Genomic DNA, 15,420 nt, shown 5'->3' with positions numbered 1-15,420 from the left:
GGTAGGACCGCACAAAAGCATGCGAGCGAGAGCCCTATTGCTATCTGGGCGTCAGCTCGGGCACGGGCCGCTTCGCAGGCTCGCCGTCAGGTTTCTTTTCGCTCGATCGTGGTGCCGATAATTGCTTTGGAACGTGCCGCATCGCAGCCCTGCGGCATCAAACATTGCGGCCGAGCGCGACCTCGTCATGGCACTTTGGGGCCTACGTCAGTGTCCAAATCCGTCCGTAGTGCGAGGGAATGTTCAACCAGATCTGCTGCAGCGCAGGAACGTTTTTCAGATCGAGAGTGCCACCATGCAGCTCTTCGACGTAGTCCCCGGCTATCGTAAACCAGAACGGGACGATCCGGTCAGTGTCTCCAAAATTCACGGCGACCAAGGTGTAGCGACCTGCGTCGTAGCGGGCGAACAGAAGAAGACCGAACTGCTGATACCGGTCCCAGTCATTGAAGAAGAAGTACGTGCCCTCACGAATGTGGTCGCGCTGCCGCCGGATGCGCAGCAGCTTGCGGACCAGGCTCACGATCGACCGGCCGGACGCATCGTAGAAGAAGTCCCACCGCATCGGCCGCAGGAGCGAGACGCGGCCCATTCCGAAATCGGGCAGAAAATAGTTCTCGGCGAATTCCTCACCTTGCCAGAGCATCGGAATCCCCTTGCTCATCAGCAGGCCGATTAAATAGGGCTGCAGCATGTACCAGCGCGCCCGGTCGCCCTCGGCGAACAGAGGATTGCCAGCTTCGTCGGGATTGGAGGTGCCGAAATTGCACAGAAAGCGCTCGTGATCGTGATTCTCGATGTACTGGAGCGCGGTCTTGGGGATGTCGTCGCCGTTAACGGTCTCCCGGTCGGGGTAGCCGAAGAGACCAAGCTGCAGGCCGAGGTCGGCGAGCCAGCCGCGATCCCCCTGGGCTACCGCGCGTGCCGCGCCATAGGTGCCGTTCTGCCACGTGCAGTTGGAATAGGTCGAGCGCAGCACGTCCTCCGGAGCTTCGAGCTGTTCGGCCATCTGCACGAGGGTCAGCGGCCTGCCTGCCGCTCCGTCGAAGCGGCTCCAGTACGGGCGACCTGCCGCGATGTTCGCCTTGGTCAGCTGGTGCGTCTCATAGACCAGGCTCGCATAGCCCACGCCCATCGGCCCGTCCCAGTAGTTCGGGACGCAATCGTAACGGAAGCCGTCGACGTGATAGACCTCCAACCAATGGTGATTTGCCGTGTAAAAGAAGTCCCGCGTGATCGCCCGATTGAAATCCGTGCTCTTGCCGAAGTTGCTGAAGTAGTCCTTGGCAAACGGCCCCATGAATGGATTATCGCGGTACCGCAACCGCGTGTACGCGTCGTAGTACGGAAAATCCACGCCGGTATGGCCATAGACGACGTCCACGATCACCGCGATCCCGTGCTGGTGGCAGATGTCGACTAGCTGCTGGAAATCCGACCGCTTGCCGAAACGCTCGTCGACGCCGAAATAGCCGATCGGCAGATAGCCCCAATCGACCGAGTTGCCGACGTTGGACAGCGGCATGATCTCGATGGCGTTGATCCCGAGGTCGGCGAGGTAGGCTACCAGCCCGCGAGCGCGGTCGAGGTCGTTGCCAAACTCGGCGATGTTCACCTCGTAGAGGATCAGGTCTGCCAGCGCCGGCGTACGCCATTGCGCCTCGCCGGCACTCCAGAGGTAGGGCTGATAGGCCAGGGTGAAGGTGGATTGCCTGCCGGCACCGAACTCGCGCGCAAAGGGATCGATGATCCAGTCGAGCGTTCCGACGTTCGGGTTGGTGATGGTGTAGCGATAGACATAGCGGCCCGGACTGCCCCAGGCCGAGCCCGGCACCGCGGGCGGCGTCCCGGCGACGGGGACCGTGACCGACCAGAAGTCGCCATATGGAGCACGAACGCTGTGCGCCAGCCCAAACTCCCGGGCCGGCATCTCCTGCAGGAACTGGTCCGCCTCATGGATGATCTTCACGGTGACGACGTTGCCGTCGGCCGCCGACACCCAGGGCATCCAGAGTCCGAACGTCACCGCGCCGTTGCTTTCCACGGCGCCCAACGATCCGAGTGGCATCAGGTTCATGCCACGAGACCCTCCAACGACTTCCACTGAATGTTGCGAAAGAGCACGCGACCCGTATGAGTTTGCAGGCCGATGAAGCGCGGGTCCTGAGCGGTGGACGGCAGCCCGCGGCGCGGGGACTGCGGATCGCCCGCGAAATGGAAAATGTTCACCGTCTGCTCGTTCAGCGCGACGGTGATGTCCGCACCATCGACGGTGATCTCATAGCTGTTCCATTCTCCCACCGGATGGACCGTCAGCGGACCGTCGGTCGGCCCCTTGAAGGAGTAGACCGCACCCGTCCTGTGGATGGGCGCATTGTCCGGCCGGGCCAGTTCGTCGATCTGAATCTCGAAGCCGAAGTTGACGCCGACATAGGCCGTGTTGTCGTAGCCCTCGTTCCGGGGGTCCGGGAAGCCGATGAAGACGCCCGAATTGTCGTCCGGCGCCGTCATCATCCATTGCAGCCGCAAAACGTAGCGAGGTGGCGTCGGGCGCTTCAGCCAGAGCAGCCCCAGATCGGTCCCCGTTCGTGCCTCGAGAACGCCGCGCCGTACCCGGAACGAGCCAGGGTCGTCCCGACCCGGCTGGTTGCTGATCGTCGACATTGTCCAGTCCCCCAGAGAGGTGCCATCGAACAGCGTCTCGAAACCCGCCTCGGCCACGAAGGCTGGAGGCGTCATGATCATGTCGCCGGTGCGGCGCGATAGCGCTATCCCGGTCAGCATCGGGTTGGGCGAACCGATGCTCGGGAATAGCGCCGGGCCGGCCGCATACAGGTTTTCGGTGTGATGGAAGCGTCCGTCGCCGTCCGTGACGCTCGCGGTCGGATCGGTGCCCATCCAGAGCGTCCCGGCTTCATGATGCGTCGTCCCGAGCCCGTCCTGGTTGCTCTGGAGCACCTGCATGGGCTGACCGTTGGCGAAGGCGGCGGCGACCTTCTGCATCGCGGCATCCATGGCGGCCCAGAGATCCTGATCGCGCTGCGTCGGTGTCAGCGCAACCGATGCGCGACGAACGCCGTATTCGTCGGCCCGCGAGCTCAGATCAACGCGGCTTGGATGAGCGGCGGAATTGGCCGGATCGGCGGGCTCCATTTCTCCGAGCCCTCTGATTGCAATTGCGACATGCGTGTCGGTCGAGGTCTTCAGCTGATCGAAAAAGTCGACATCGGGCACCTTGCGGTAGAGCTCGTCCTCGGCGCCGATGGTGTTGCCGCCGCCGCTTGCGGAGATCTGAAGGTGGAAGTGGCCGATCAGATCACCATTCGAGCGCGTGGCTCGTCCCTTCAAAAATAGGGCCGCGGTCTGCAGCTCGTTCACCGCCGGCGAAAGCCCGGAAATCGCCGACCGTGGTACGCGGATGACAAGGTTCGAGCGAAGGTGCGCAATCAGATTCTTGCCGATGAGCGACAGGGTCGGAAGTCCGGTGGCATCGAACGATGCGAGAGCCAGCCGCGCGTTCTCGATCGTGCCGAGCGCGATGACGACGGCACCACCGGGTGCCAGATCTATCGGACCTCGAGTGGTGTCGATGCCCGAGATGCGCCAAGTCCCTGCCGAGGTAGGAACGCTGCGCAGCGTCAACACATGCGTGTCCGGCAGTACCATGAATTCTTTGACGGAATCACTGCCGTTGGAGTCGCTCGCCGCGGTCCGGGCCGCCTTCATCAGCAGCGGAACGACGCTGAACTTGTTCAGCGGGAAGAATCCCGCGTGTGGTGGGCGCGCCTGCACAGCGAGCGGCGCTTCCAGCTTCAGCAGGTTTAGCAGGTCGTTTTGCGAAAGTCCGCCGCTCGACGACAGGCCAAGCAACTGTGCGGGGTCGGCGCCCGACTTCAGCAGCGGAGATGGCGGGAGCGCGTCGAGCGCGAACGCTCCGGGCACGCTCGACAAACTGTCGAAGAGCCGGCGACGCAGCGCATTCTGCAATTCGCCGAAAATGAAGTCGTTCGCCTCGTCGACACCGATCTGGCGAGAACTCTCATCGAAATAGCGGCTGTTCAGATCGGCTACGGTGTTTGCGGGCCAACCCAACATCTCCTCGTCCAGCAGACGAGGCGACCAACCGCCCCAATAGAGCGATCTGCCCCCGAGCGTGTACGCTAGTCCTTTGAAGGGAATAGTCGACTTCCATGGAATTCCCCAGACCTCGTTGCGTGGGGGCTCCGGCTGCGGCAGGCTTTCGTTCAAAAAGAACGGATTAGCCGGATCGGCAAACCCTTGGATCCCCGTGTTCTGAACGTGCTCAGGGACGGTGAACATCCCGGCATCGACGACCAGCGTCCTCAATCCGCCACCCGTCTGTTTCTGCCGGAACCACAAATGCTCGGCCATCGCAGAACCGAACGTCCCGCCTCCCACGATGATGAAATCGAACGGACGCCCGCCTGCGGATTTCCAGGAATCGACCTCCGCGAGATTGTTGCAGAGATAGCGGCCTTGGATGTCTTTGGTGAACGAGGTCGTTTCCGCTGTGATTGGCATTGCCCGTCTCCTGGTGCAATCCTCGGACTCGCCAGCGTGTTAAGACATGGTCTCCTTCAACCCCAAATGAGCTAGTTCACACATTGCCCTTCTTTCAGTGCCGAGGCCCGGTGCGACGACGGCCTCTTAGGCCGCCAAGTTCCAAATCCTCGCGCAAGAGCCCGGAACCTGTTCAGTCAGAAACGCTGAAGCTCCGCCGAACTTCGCGCAAGCTGCTGGATACCGTCCACGCCCCCAGCCCTGCTCCGCTACTATGTCGCGAGCCACCGAACTGGTTGCGGCATTCGGCTTTGCCATCTCGATCACCTTGAAGGATGCGGACCAACTTTCGACCAATGGCCATATCCGGTGACGCTGTGGCGGGCTGATGCTGTTCGCCGAAGTCCAAAACCTGCGCCCCGGCTTGCGGGCCATCTGCGTACAACCATACCGAAGCCTAGGTTACGAGGCGCGAAGGGTAGTAGCTTTGGTGCGATCGAGGAACTTCGGAGCTTCAACAATATTCTGTCATGATCAACAAGGAGGGATCCGCATGCCGATCCAGACCGTGATGGACAGTACCGGCGACAGCCGTCACTTCTTCGATGCGAACGATGCCGGGGAAGTAGCCAAGGCGGAGCAGCGATTCCGCGAGCTGACGAACGTCGGCTTCACCGCCGCGATCCGGACCGGTTCAGGTCAGGTGTCGCGGATCCGATCATTCGACCCCACTGCGGAAGAAACTCTCTTCTTCCCCAGGCTGGTCGGCGGCTGAATCGCTGAGCCGTGTGGCTGTTCAGGCGGTCGCGGCCGGGTGAACGCTCACGGATGAGGGCTGCAAAGGCGCTGTTCATTAGACACGGTGCCGAGTGGACTCCGGAAGGACGCGCGCTGCTGCTGCGGCATTACCTCTCGCCTGTCCAACGGCGGCAACTCGCGGAGAAGGGTTATTTCGAGGTAATCGGCGGCGACACGGGCAACCGCTACAGAATCTATGCGGGAGCGGCTGCGAATGTCTGCGAGATCGGCGAAAACGGCCGTCCAAGGATCGGCTTGTGTTTCCTGCCCGTTGGCGGCCTTCCGATTGGAGACGTCATGCTGGCCCAGAAGATCGCGCTCGAAACGTGCGAGGGCAGCGCGCTCGCAGTAGCCCGAAAGTTCACTCAGCGGTTTCTTGTTCGGCCGGTCCCGCCCGCTTCGATTGCCGCGGCGTTGCGTCGCGCGTCGGTGGCGTCGCGTGTTGCCCATCGCCGCTGGCAAACCGCAGCGGTAGGCCTGGAGCGATAGGTAGAGTGGAAGTGGTCCCACTCAGGGCCCGACAGCCGCCTTGACCCAAGCCGGACATTGAATGCCAAACGCTGGCGTTCCGCACATCTCTGCCAGGAGGTGGTTGCAATAAACATATCTCAGATCCGCATCGAGGATGGCCAAGCTCACCGGCGCGAGGTGAAATACCTCTGGCTCAGTCGCGGCCTTGTTGTTGGTGACCTGGTGTGACACATGAACTCCATGGCCCTACCGCGACGTCACAGAGGCCCAAAGATACAGCACACACTGCTCCAGAACCTCACGCGTCGCGAGAAGTCCCTTACAGAGGGGTGCGGGAACTACCTCGGGGGCCGAGAAGGCAGCATTCGCGGGATGACCGATCGGCTGCCGGTTCAAGGCCGAGCAGATGACCTCGATCGCGGTAGTCTAGTGCTCCAATCGGCACGCAGGCGACGAACTGGCGCTCGGAGAAGGAGCTGTCGAGCTCGGCTCGAACCGGATGCGCGTTCCACAACTGATCACGAAGGGAGCTGCGAGATCAGCGGTTCTCACGGAAGCATCTACCTTGACGCCCCTAAGAGGCGCGAGGCACGGCCACTTCAGCGGAGCCAAGGCTGGGGCGAGAACGGGATGGGTAACATCCTCAAGGGACCTCGCAACTGACCAGGACGCAACCCGACACCGGAGCGGCGACCATTACGTGAGGACAGCGTGTCCGTTCAACTCACTCGCGGTAACGACAAAATTCGTCGCCGTTTTCATATTCAAAGCAGATTTTGACGCGGCGCCGCGGCCGATCCTCATCGCGGAATCGCGAGCGACGGTCCATATCTTCATCATCGCGCTGCGTCCGCCAATTGCCGCCCGTGGTGCGATGGTCCATATCTTCCATCATACGTCCCATATGCTGCTGACGCATGCGGTCCATACCCGTGCGATCCTCATCGCGCTGTGTTGTCCAGTCTCGCTTAACGCGGGTATCTTCAGCGGCCTTACGCTCCCTCTCGCGCGCCTGATCGGACTGCTGCGGCGTACGGTCCGGCTGAACAGGAGTCGTCTGGGTCTCGTTCGAGCCGGGTGCAGTCTCGGGTTGTTGAGCAAGGGCGAAGCCGGAGACTAGGAAAGAGGAGAGGAACAGAACGGTCGCTGAAGCTGACTTACGCATGGCATATCCTCGTGGCAATTCTCCTCAACCGAGCGGGCCGACGGATTGTTTCTGCTAAGGCCGCACTTTTTTTAAGCTGCGCTGCAAGGTGGCAAGGAGGCAAGGAAGCGTCCGCTCAGCACAAGGCCGGCGGAAGGAGCCGCTCTCCGCCGATATTGCAGCGCGGAGCTAAACGCTTCCGGTTTGAAACGACAGGTGCTCTCGTCGGCAGAAACAGGCCCTCCATTCAAATGCGGGGTGCTGGGCGTGGTCAGGGTCGGCGGAGCGGTCGTGCCTGGGCATAGCGCCCGGGTTCGGCTCCCGTCCTCGCCATTTCGCGCCTTGCCGGCTCTGTAGGACCACTTCAGGAGGCGTTCGCCCTCGCTCGTTCGCGCGCCTCGCGCCGACGTTCGCGACGCTCGCGCCGCCGCTTGGCTCGATCAACGGGCTGCCGCAGCGGAGGAAGCTGCGTCGCAGCGACTACCGGAGCCGTAGCCTCCTCGACCAAAGGTGCCTGGATCGGTTCGGTCGCAGCGGGGCGGGCTTCCATGAACTCGAGCACCGCCCGTCCCTTGGCAGTGATCTGCCATCCGCTGCTGATGCGTTCGACCAGCCCATGGGAAAAGATGTCGAGATCGGGCACCCGTGCAGCGAGGCGCTTGGTCCGGTCCGCCCAATCGCGGCCACTGGTCGCCAGGATGGCCATGTCGCGCTTGAGGTCCTCCATGACGGCGAAGCCGTCCGGATAGCTCACCAGGATCTTGAGGACCGTCACCTGGAAGTTCACGCCCCGGCTCCGGATCAGCGCCACATGGTGGGTGCACGGGACAGGGCGTCGCGGCCGACCTTGCCTAAGGCCATCGAGCGCAACCTCGCCTCGGGTGGTAGTTCCAGGATTTTCGAAGCGACGTGCTCATTTGCCAGCTTTGATCTCATCAACCGCACGGTCGATGAAGCCCTCCAAGGCGCCACGAACCTGGTCTTCATCAATAGGGACAGCTGCGGTTTTAAGATCGCTCATCACCTTGTGGATGATGTCACCGTCTCCGGGTTCCTCGAGGTCAACTACGACCACGGCATCTGCATAGGTTTCGGCGTCGCTCCCGGTCTTTCTAGCTGAGCCGCCACCCACAGACCAAAAAGCTTGTTCCGGCGGGCTATGGCTTTGAATCGCAAAGTCTCGTCGTGCGCGAACTTGCGTTCGAATGCCTCTCTGCGACCACTGAAGTCAGCCATTTCTCTCTCTCCAATTGACAACCGAAAGCTGGACGTGTGACCCGCAATTGCGACGAGGGGAGGTGGTGAGCCACCACGTGCAGCATGGGCGGGTCAGGTTATTTGCCCCCCAATGAATGCGACGACTCACGGAGGTCGCTGAAACGGCCCCCTGTCAAGGCGCATCGTCTGAACGTACGATACCGCCTTCCCCTTCCAGTCGCTGGATTTGCCTTACGTCCTGCCGAGTGAATTTTAGTCGAACACCGGCGCCCATGCCGTCCTGCTCATCAATAACGGCGACGCCGAAACTGTCGAAAGCGCGGGTGATCGCGTCCACCTCAGCTGCCGAATCGAGGCGGGCACTGCCGTTCGCTTCCATCAGAGCAAGGGTTTCTGCCGGCATCCCGGCAGCTTGCGCGAAACTCTCACGATCGACTCCGGTTAGGGCGCGCGCTGCCGCGATTAGGCGTCCTGTCATTTTCGTGTTCATATTGCGCCTCGCACTTCGATTTGAATAAGCACCCTCGCCAATGTTTGCAGATGCTCAGTACGCATTAGTGAGTTTGAATTGAACGAGCCTCGCCCGGAGGCGACGCTGCGCCGACGCGAGGTAAACCTGGCGTAATTCTCCAGACCGTGTTTGACAGATCATCTGCAACAATCAAGGCGCCCCGAGGATCGATCGTCACTCCCACGGGCCGGCCACGTGTCCTCCCGTCGTCGTTTAGAAAGCCTGACACGAAGTCGATCGGCTCGCCCGCGGGCCGTCCGTCGCGAAAGGGCACGAAAACAACTTTGAAACCGACTGGGACACGCCGATTCCAACTCCCGTGTTCCCCGACAAACGCTCCTTCGGCGAAGGGACCCATGGCCGAAGTGGAGAATGCCAGGCCAAGCGCCGCTACATGCGATCCAAGACTATAGTCGGGACGAAGGGCTGTTCTCACCTTTTCCAAGTCCTGCGGCTGTGTCCGCGGATCGACTGTCTGTCCCCAGTAACTGTAAGGCCAGCCGTAAAAGCCTCCCTCTCGCACAGACGTCAGGTAGTCCGGGACGAGATTGGGGCCAATTTCGTCTCGTTCGTTGACGGCCGCCCAGAGCTGGCCCGTTCTTGGCTGGATGGCAAGAGCACTAGGATTGCGAAGGCCGGTAGCGTAAACCTTGTGGGCGCCGGTTTGTGGATCGATCCGCCAAACCATGGCCCGGTCCACTTCAGCGTCCATTCCGCGTTCGGTGATGTTGCTGTTGGATCCGATACCGACATAGAGAAAGCGACCGTCGGGACTAGCGGCCATCGCTTTGGTCCAATGATGATTTATCGCCGACGGCAGTTCCGTAATCGTGGCGGGGGGGCCATTCGCGCGGAGCTGTCCGTCTTGATAGTCAAAGCGAACTAGCGAATCCTGGTTCGCGACGTAAATGGCTCCATTGATCAGGGCGAGTCCGTACGGTGCATTCAGATTGTCGGCAAATACGTTCCTGATTTCGTAGACCCCGTCTCCATCAGTGTCCCGCAATAATGTCAGCCGGTTGCCACCCTTGACCGAACTTTTGCCTAGGCTCTTGATGTAATTCGCGATCAAATCCTTAGGTCGCAACACAGGTGCTCCCCCGCCTGCCCCCTCGGCCACCAGAATATCCCCATTGGGAAGAACTAGCGTCTGACGAGGAATCTGGAGATCAGTGGCGATCGCTACGATCTTGTAGCCCTGCGGTACGGTTGGACGATCATTGCCCCAATCTATCGGCCTAGCGATGACCATCTCTGGGAGAAAGCCGCGCTGGGGTGCCGGCAATTCAGGATTTGAACCGTACTGAATCGGATTCGGCGCCTCGTCGCAGCCCGACAACACGGTCAGGAGAATGCCCGCCAAAACGCATATGCGGATCATTTGAGGCCTCCAGCGCTAAATCCGGAATAGCCGATCCAAGCAGCAGCGAATGATAAAATGGTGGCTACCGCCGACAGCAAGAGGCTTTCAGGCATTATTGCCCATGCATCCTTCGCGTGGACGAGAGCGTTGACGAAGCCCGTTAGCCACATTGCCAGGAGCACGAGGAAATAACGGACTGCCCGGCTACCGCTGCCGAGAGTCGTCAAGGCCCAAAGCACGACGAAAGCGCCCGCGAACAATCCGCCAGCGATGAGCCATGACGAAAAGTTGGCCCATTGCACTTGAGCAGTTGACCAGTAGGCAAGATCGCTGAATAGCGCACCCAGGAAGAGAGGAAATGGAAAAGCAAGAAGAACCGCGTGAAGGGGGTGAATAGCCTTCGCATGAACCGAGGCAGACATAATAACCACAGCCTCACCTTTCGTGTCCGCGCCCGCGTCGAAGGTTGCCCAATACTATGACGCACGTGATGATTGTCAACGAACCGACGTTTTACATCTGTCACGCACCAATGGTCACTGGTGCTGTCCTACTGGAGGCGGGGCTTCGAAGCTGTCGCATTCCTCCATTTCTGGCTCCAACGCTTCCTCACCCACATGTACTATCTTTATCGTCAGAAGCTCGTGTGCCCCATCGTGGCGATTGGGAGCTTCCAACCCCGCTTCAGCGCGGCAATGCGGAGACTGAAGCAAAGGGCCGCTCCAAAAAGTGCGGCCGGTGCAGGAGCAAGTTGGAGCCTATCGGCAGGCACGACAATGCCGGCTCCGAGCAGCGCCGCGACAGCGTACAGCTCTGCGCGCAGCACGACAGGGATATCTGCCAGCTCCAGACACCGCGAAGAGAGCCAGCCTCCCGGCGTCGAATACTAGTACAGCGCGGCGCACCACTGCGGAGGGAAAGAAGAACGTGATCCCGCCGGTGTTCGCTGCCACGAATGACAGCACAAGCACACCGAACAGGTCCAGCTTGCGCTTGACGCCAGCGATTGCTCCACTCAAGGCGAAGACGAACGTACCTGCAAGGTCCAAGAAATAGGGTAGCGCCTGCAAGACCTGCTTCCTCGCCTGTCAAATCAATCCTAGAATAGAGACCCCTTCTTTAGACGCAGCGTTCGTTTGATGTTGATCGGCTCCGCCGCCATCAAGCTGCCTATCAAGCCGGCCCTACGACCACAAGCGTCACTGCGCGCATCCGCCTTCGCCGGCTTTACAGGGAGGAGCTCGCCGATTCGGATATTTGAACCTCATGGCTCAAAGGAGGCACAGCCAGAACGTCCACGTCGACAGACCGCAGAGTTTCCTCCGTTACGCTGCCGATGAATGCTCGGAGCAGTCCCGTCCGGCTGTGCGTACCCATCAAAAGCAAGTCTGGCTGCTCTTCTGAAACGGCGCGAGCGATAACTTGCGTCGGCACACCCTCCGTGACACGCAGAGACCAGGGTCGACCGTCAAAGCCATTCGCAACCAGAAACTTACTCAGCTCCTCCATTGCTCGTTCGCGCTCGTTCTCGACATATCCGCTGACGATGGAGGGGTCCGCACCAGAGGTCTTCAGACGTGCTTTTCCCATTGCCGAGAAGGCGTGAAGCAGCGATGTCCGGTCGTCTCTAAGAAATCCGGCGGACAGGCCGATTCGGATCGCATCGGCCGATGTATTTGACATATCCGTCGGCACTAAAACGCGCTCGTATTGCCGCTGAGCCTCGTTGTTCACCATCAAGACCGGATACTTGCCTCCGCGAATTACACGCTCGATTGTGGTGCCTGTGAAGATGTCGCGCAGAAACTGCTTACGATGGGCTCCCATTACAACGAGATCCGCGTGGGCTGCTGCAGCCGCTTGCAGTATCCCGTCAAAGGGATAGCCCTTGACCACGATCGGATAGCAATGAACGTTTTCCAATTCCGGCATGGACGCGATCTGCTCAACCAACATCCGTTGCGCCTCACGCTCTTCGATGCGGACCAGTTCCGCTGGCTGATCCTCGTCGACGACATGAACAAGGTGCAGTTTTGCATCAGGGGAGCGCGCCAAGAGGCCGGCCTGCCGCAGAGCGCGATTGGACCGCGTCGAGAAATCTGTCGCGGCGACGATGTTCATGTCAGACTCCTTATGCTTGCGAAGGGCCGCGAGAACGATGGCTTGCCAAATCGACCAGCGCGGCAACTGGGTTCTGTTGCGAAGGGCCTTTGATGCTGCTGCGGGCGGGCTCCAGTCGTCTGATCCAGCAATTTGGCTTGGACCGACGATCTGGAGCCGACAAGGAACAGGCATCGCGCACCGCGAGCTGCGGAGTACAATATCTTTCTCTCTCATACGCAACTGTTGTATGCGGTGATGGGAGGTGAACCTCCCAGGGTCACCTTTTAGGATCGTGAGGATTTGGCGCTCGGCGGCGAGCGAATGCCTCGCGGAAACCATCGGGATCTGAAATCCAGATGAACATGACCCATGAGGTCAGGACGAGCAGCGCGAAGAACACCGACATAAGAAGCTCCTGGCTTTGGTTGCAGAACTAATAAGGTACCGTCCCGGACGATGTGGAATCGTCCGGGTTACCCGCGGATCTGCAGCTGGGTCCTATTAATTCGGGGTCGTAGTGTTGTGGTCATCACTGCCTCTGTTGAGGTGCGGCCTAGTTGCGAGTGGCATGTGTGTTACTGTGCCAGGCGCCAAGCTTCCAGCCCTCGCGAACGTGGCATGGACTGAGCTCGGGGCTGATTGCCTCCGATCAGGCGGCCAACATGCAAAGACTTCGGCGAACTCGCCTACTGCTCAGCGCCATGCATCATGTACTTAGAGGTGGGCATGCGATGCAGGAAATCAAATGCGACACTTAGCCTGGGATTGGCCGACTGGCCGGTCAAGGAACCTGCCGCAAAAAATCACGCATCTCGCGCCTAATTGCCCTCTGGTCCGCGAACTTGCGCATTCTTTTCGGCGGTATCGCGAAATCGCGCTGCACCCACCAATACGGTCAATGCAACAGGCGTGGTTACGACGCCAAGCCCGATGATCAGGATTTCGTGCAGCACGGGCCTGCTCTGAAGTACCGAAAAGCAAACGATTGAAGCAGCTGCAATGAATACGGTGCCCAGCGTCGTCCCGAGCGTCGGCGCGTGGACCCGCTCGTAGAATGTGCCGAACCGCAAAAGGCCCAGCGAACCGACCAGTGTGACGATGGCGCCAGCAAAAACGAGAAGTGCCGTGAGAGCAGCAGCCCAGGGCGGCAGGTGTTCGATGCCGTTCATTCGATCACCTCGCCGCGCAGCAGAAACTTCGCCAGCGCGACCGTACCCACGAAGCCGAAGAGAGCCATGGCGAGAGCCGCCTCGAAATAGAGCGTTTCGCCGGGTCGAATCCCGAACGTCAGAAGCAACAACATCGCGTTCACGGACAGCGTGTCGAAGCCCAGAACGCGATCCTGTGCTCGCGGCCCCCGAAAGATGCGAACCGCGCCACAGCCGATAGCCAACACCAGAAGTACCTGCGCCGCGACAAGCGCGTAGATCAGCAAGAGCTGGCTCATTCGAATATCTCCAGCAGATGGCGTTCGTAGCGCTGCTTGATCGTGCGGATCCACTCGGCTTCATCGACCAGGTCGAGAACATGGATCATCAACAAGCCCTTCTGTGCATCGTAATTCACCCACAGTGCCACGGTGACGGACGAGAATAATTTGGAAGGCGTGATCAGGATGGGCTCGAGAGTGACCTATCGCGATGACGAGACGGGTGCGAGTCGAGAGATCGTGCTGGTCTATCCGCATGAGGCAAACATCGAGCTCAATCGGGTCTCGGTCCTGACACCTGTAGGAGCGGCCTTGATCGGCCTATCGCCGGGGCAGCGGATCGACTTCGAGACACCCCACAAGCGTACTAGAGGCCTGACCGTTCTTGCTGTTTCCGAATAAGCCCCGTACGCTAAGTCATCGAGCATCGCCGTCTTGCGACGTGGGCGTGCCGTCGCGAGGACGGCGCGCCCGGATCGGCCATCGTATGAATTTCGATGGCCCGGCCCGCCTATAACGGGAGTTGCTGCCGTGCAACAACTCGCTCTCCCAAGCTTCGCGGATGATTGCCAAGCGCGTTTCTGACCGAACTCAGAAGAGCCACTCATGCGTTTGGCATCGTTTCAGGAAGGCCTTCTCGCTCCTCGCAATTGACCCTCATCAGGCAACACAGCAGCCATGAAAAAGATCAGTGCCGGCCAACTCGTGTTGTTGATTGCTCTGGGAGCCATGTTGATCCTAACGGGCGTCTGGGCTGTCTCGATCTGGGGCGCCAGCACCGGGGTAGAAATGGGGAAGCATGGCTGGATAGCGCTTGGCCTCGGAACTTTCTTCTCGCTGCTTATCGGCTGCGGGCTAATGGCGCTGATGTTTTTCAGCAGCCGCAGCGGCCACGATGATGTCGCCGATCCCTTCCGTGAGCGGGACGGTGAGGACAGATAGCAAGGCTCCTCACAGGCGCGATTTAGTATCGGCCCGGAGGGGCGTGCCTACGGGAGCGTGAGGAATGCCACGAGACCTGGACGAGCCACCCGTACTTGCGGAGCAATAGCGCCTCTTCCAAGAACGGTCGAGGTGCTGAGACTCTCGGATAACCGGCCGTATCAGCGGTCACGGCACCCTGCAGGTCCTGTAGTCCTGCCGGTCTAGTCTGGGCCGTTGATGAATAAGCCGATCCTTGCCCCAATTCACCTCGAAATCGGCCGAGATTGACGGCCGAATCGGCCGCGCGAGTGGTACACAGCGGTGGTCACAAACGTCGACCGTCCTTTTCGGAAATCCTTGTTTTCCGCGGGTTTTCGCGCATTTCCGGCCTGGGGGAGAGAGTCCCACTCTCTCCGCTGCGGTAAGATTCGCGGCGTGTTTTCGAGGCGTAAGCCCCTGCCCAAAACGGACGAAGGTCCCAGCCGCGGGTGAGCTCGACGTGACGATCGGACAGGATCCAGAGGCGCACGGTTTCCTAGCGAGCGCTTACGGGAGTATGTCTTTGGATCAACAAGCGCGGCGAAACCAGCGGTAAGAAAAATTATCGCGACAAACAGGGCGGCGATGGGGTCAATAAACAAATAGAGAACCGCCGCGATTGATGTCAGCAATAGAGCGGGGCCGATCAAAACGGGGTGCGATCTAAACCAGTCCAGCACCTTGAACACGAGCGTATTGCCTCGCTGATGGGACCGCAACAATACCAGATCTACTTTATCTCTTCACTGCCAAGGATGTTCAAAATCGCTTCAATAGCTCATTAGCTCTCAAGGGGCGCAGGTTCTGCTTCGGGTCAAAGGCGGCAGTCCGGGTGAGCGCGGCCCGCGTCCGGTCTCCTGCCAACAGCAGGCGTCCAGATCGGCTTGGCCTTTTTCAGC

Annotated in this window: 15 protein-coding genes and 3 pseudogenes; 4 read left to right on the top strand and 14 right to left on the bottom strand. The window is 60.2% G+C overall.

Translation table 11 applies throughout. The features are described 5' to 3' along the window. Positions 1–202: 202 nt before the first annotated feature. Positions 203–2,077 carry an alpha-amylase family glycosyl hydrolase gene (locus tag IVB48_RS06310; RefSeq protein ID WP_247398541.1) on the bottom strand — a complete coding sequence of 625 codons (1,875 nt, stop codon included), beginning with the start codon at positions 2,075–2,077 and terminating at the stop codon, positions 203–205. Then, positions 2,074–4,542, bottom strand: coding sequence for a family 16 glycoside hydrolase (locus tag IVB48_RS06305; protein WP_247398539.1), 2,469 nt, complete (start codon positions 4,540–4,542; stop codon positions 2,074–2,076). Before IVB48_RS06305 ends, IVB48_RS06310 begins: the two co-directional genes overlap by 4 nt. Before the next feature lie 532 nt (positions 4,543–5,074). On the opposite strand from IVB48_RS06305, the gene IVB48_RS06300 reads away from it, so the two are divergent. Further along, entirely contained in the window at positions 5,075–5,296 is a 222-nt protein-coding gene (locus IVB48_RS06300; protein ID WP_247398537.1) for a hypothetical protein, read from the top strand. A 53-nt stretch (positions 5,297–5,349) separates the two neighbouring features. After that, positions 5,350–5,722 (top strand): annotated as a pseudogene (locus IVB48_RS06295) (hypothetical protein); the annotation flags it as partial. Positions 5,723–6,514: 792 nt separating this feature from the next. On the opposite strand, the gene IVB48_RS06290 reads toward IVB48_RS06295, so the two are convergent. The 12 genes and pseudogenes from IVB48_RS06290 to IVB48_RS06240 all read right to left on the bottom strand — a co-directional run. Then, the gene (locus tag IVB48_RS06290; RefSeq protein ID WP_247398534.1) at positions 6,515–6,955 is read right to left on the bottom strand and encodes a hypothetical protein; all 441 of its coding nucleotides are present in this window, start codon (positions 6,953–6,955) and stop codon (positions 6,515–6,517) included. Between the two features lie 343 nt (positions 6,956–7,298). Then, positions 7,299–7,721 (bottom strand): hypothetical protein, encoded by a 423-nt coding sequence (locus IVB48_RS06285; RefSeq protein ID WP_247398529.1) that lies wholly within the window; start codon positions 7,719–7,721, stop codon positions 7,299–7,301. 126 nt (positions 7,722–7,847) lie between these two features. Further along, positions 7,848–8,170 (bottom strand): annotated as a pseudogene (locus IVB48_RS06280) (DUF1476 domain-containing protein). A 154-nt stretch (positions 8,171–8,324) separates the two neighbouring features. After that, positions 8,325–8,642 carry an XRE family transcriptional regulator gene (locus IVB48_RS06275; protein ID WP_247398526.1) on the bottom strand — a complete coding sequence of 106 codons (318 nt, stop codon included), beginning with the start codon at positions 8,640–8,642 and terminating at the stop codon, positions 8,325–8,327. A 64-nt stretch (positions 8,643–8,706) separates the two neighbouring features. Next, positions 8,707–10,044: a sorbosone dehydrogenase family protein gene (locus IVB48_RS06270; protein WP_247398523.1), complete on the bottom strand. Its 1,338-nt coding sequence runs from the start codon at positions 10,042–10,044 to the stop codon at positions 8,707–8,709. Beyond that, a complete protein-coding gene (locus IVB48_RS06265) occupies positions 10,041–10,448 on the bottom strand; it encodes a DUF2231 domain-containing protein (RefSeq protein WP_247398520.1) in 408 nt (135 codons plus the stop codon). Before IVB48_RS06265 ends, IVB48_RS06270 begins: the two co-directional genes overlap by 4 nt. Before the next feature lie 336 nt (positions 10,449–10,784). After that, positions 10,785–11,045: a hypothetical protein gene (locus IVB48_RS06260; RefSeq protein WP_247398600.1), complete on the bottom strand. Its 261-nt coding sequence runs from the start codon at positions 11,043–11,045 to the stop codon at positions 10,785–10,787. Between the two features lie 208 nt (positions 11,046–11,253). Beyond that, the gene (locus IVB48_RS06255) at positions 11,254–12,147 is read right to left on the bottom strand and encodes a universal stress protein (RefSeq protein ID WP_247398518.1); all 894 of its coding nucleotides are present in this window, start codon (positions 12,145–12,147) and stop codon (positions 11,254–11,256) included. A 259-nt stretch (positions 12,148–12,406) separates the two neighbouring features. Then, positions 12,407–12,535: a hypothetical protein gene (locus tag IVB48_RS41110; protein WP_256468868.1), complete on the bottom strand. Its 129-nt coding sequence runs from the start codon at positions 12,533–12,535 to the stop codon at positions 12,407–12,409. Between the two features lie 412 nt (positions 12,536–12,947). Then, positions 12,948–13,298 carry a monovalent cation/H(+) antiporter subunit G gene (gene mnhG, locus IVB48_RS06250; protein ID WP_247398515.1) on the bottom strand — a complete coding sequence of 117 codons (351 nt, stop codon included), beginning with the start codon at positions 13,296–13,298 and terminating at the stop codon, positions 12,948–12,950. Continuing rightward, the gene (locus IVB48_RS06245) at positions 13,295–13,576 is read right to left on the bottom strand and encodes a K+/H+ antiporter subunit F (protein WP_247398512.1); all 282 of its coding nucleotides are present in this window, start codon (positions 13,574–13,576) and stop codon (positions 13,295–13,297) included. The genes mnhG and IVB48_RS06245 overlap by 4 nt, the downstream gene beginning before the upstream one ends. Further along, a pseudogene (locus IVB48_RS06240) lies at positions 13,573–13,701 on the bottom strand (Na+/H+ antiporter subunit E); the annotation flags it as partial. The gene IVB48_RS06245 and the pseudogene IVB48_RS06240, both read right to left, overlap by 4 nt. A gap of 7 nt (positions 13,702–13,708) precedes the next feature. Here IVB48_RS06240 and IVB48_RS06235 point away from each other — a divergent pair. Together IVB48_RS06235 and IVB48_RS06230 are read left to right on the top strand one after the other, a co-directional pair. Then, entirely contained in the window at positions 13,709–13,960 is a 252-nt protein-coding gene (locus IVB48_RS06235; protein ID WP_346658966.1) for a GreA/GreB family elongation factor, read from the top strand. Between the two features lie 276 nt (positions 13,961–14,236). Next, positions 14,237–14,500: a hypothetical protein gene (locus IVB48_RS06230; protein ID WP_247398504.1), complete on the top strand. Its 264-nt coding sequence runs from the start codon at positions 14,237–14,239 to the stop codon at positions 14,498–14,500. The last annotated feature ends 920 nt before the right edge of the window (positions 14,501–15,420 follow it).

The organism is Bradyrhizobium sp. 76, from assembly GCF_023073025.1.
Taxonomy (GTDB): domain Bacteria; phylum Pseudomonadota; class Alphaproteobacteria; order Rhizobiales; family Xanthobacteraceae; genus Bradyrhizobium.
Note: the sequence above shows the minus strand (reverse complement) of the source record. Positions and strands in the feature narration are given on the sequence as shown.

Excerpts from the sequence above, each read along its gene's own strand:
- IVB48_RS06310 (WP_247398541.1), bottom strand. The coding sequence starts at position 2,077 with ATGAACCTGATGCCACTCGGATCGTTGGGCGCCGTGGAAAGCAACGGC.
- IVB48_RS06305 (WP_247398539.1), bottom strand. The coding sequence starts at position 4,542 with ATGCCAATCACAGCGGAAACGACCTCGTTCACCAAAGACATCCAAGGC.
- IVB48_RS06300 (WP_247398537.1), top strand. The coding sequence starts at position 5,075 with ATGCCGATCCAGACCGTGATGGACAGTACCGGCGACAGCCGTCACTTC.
- IVB48_RS06290 (WP_247398534.1), bottom strand. The coding sequence starts at position 6,955 with ATGCGTAAGTCAGCTTCAGCGACCGTTCTGTTCCTCTCCTCTTTCCTA.
- IVB48_RS06275 (WP_247398526.1), bottom strand. The coding sequence starts at position 8,642 with ATGAACACGAAAATGACAGGACGCCTAATCGCGGCAGCGCGCGCCCTA.
- IVB48_RS06270 (WP_247398523.1), bottom strand. The coding sequence starts at position 10,044 with ATGATCCGCATATGCGTTTTGGCGGGCATTCTCCTGACCGTGTTGTCG.
- IVB48_RS06265 (WP_247398520.1), bottom strand. The coding sequence starts at position 10,448 with ATGTCTGCCTCGGTTCATGCGAAGGCTATTCACCCCCTTCACGCGGTT.
- IVB48_RS06255 (WP_247398518.1), bottom strand. The coding sequence starts at position 12,147 with ATGAACATCGTCGCCGCGACAGATTTCTCGACGCGGTCCAATCGCGCT.
- IVB48_RS41110 (WP_256468868.1), bottom strand. The coding sequence starts at position 12,535 with ATGTCGGTGTTCTTCGCGCTGCTCGTCCTGACCTCATGGGTCATGTTC.
- mnhG (WP_247398515.1), bottom strand. The coding sequence starts at position 13,298 with ATGAACGGCATCGAACACCTGCCGCCCTGGGCTGCTGCTCTCACGGCA.
- IVB48_RS06245 (WP_247398512.1), bottom strand. The coding sequence starts at position 13,576 with ATGAGCCAGCTCTTGCTGATCTACGCGCTTGTCGCGGCGCAGGTACTT.
- IVB48_RS06230 (WP_247398504.1), top strand. The coding sequence starts at position 14,237 with ATGAAAAAGATCAGTGCCGGCCAACTCGTGTTGTTGATTGCTCTGGGA.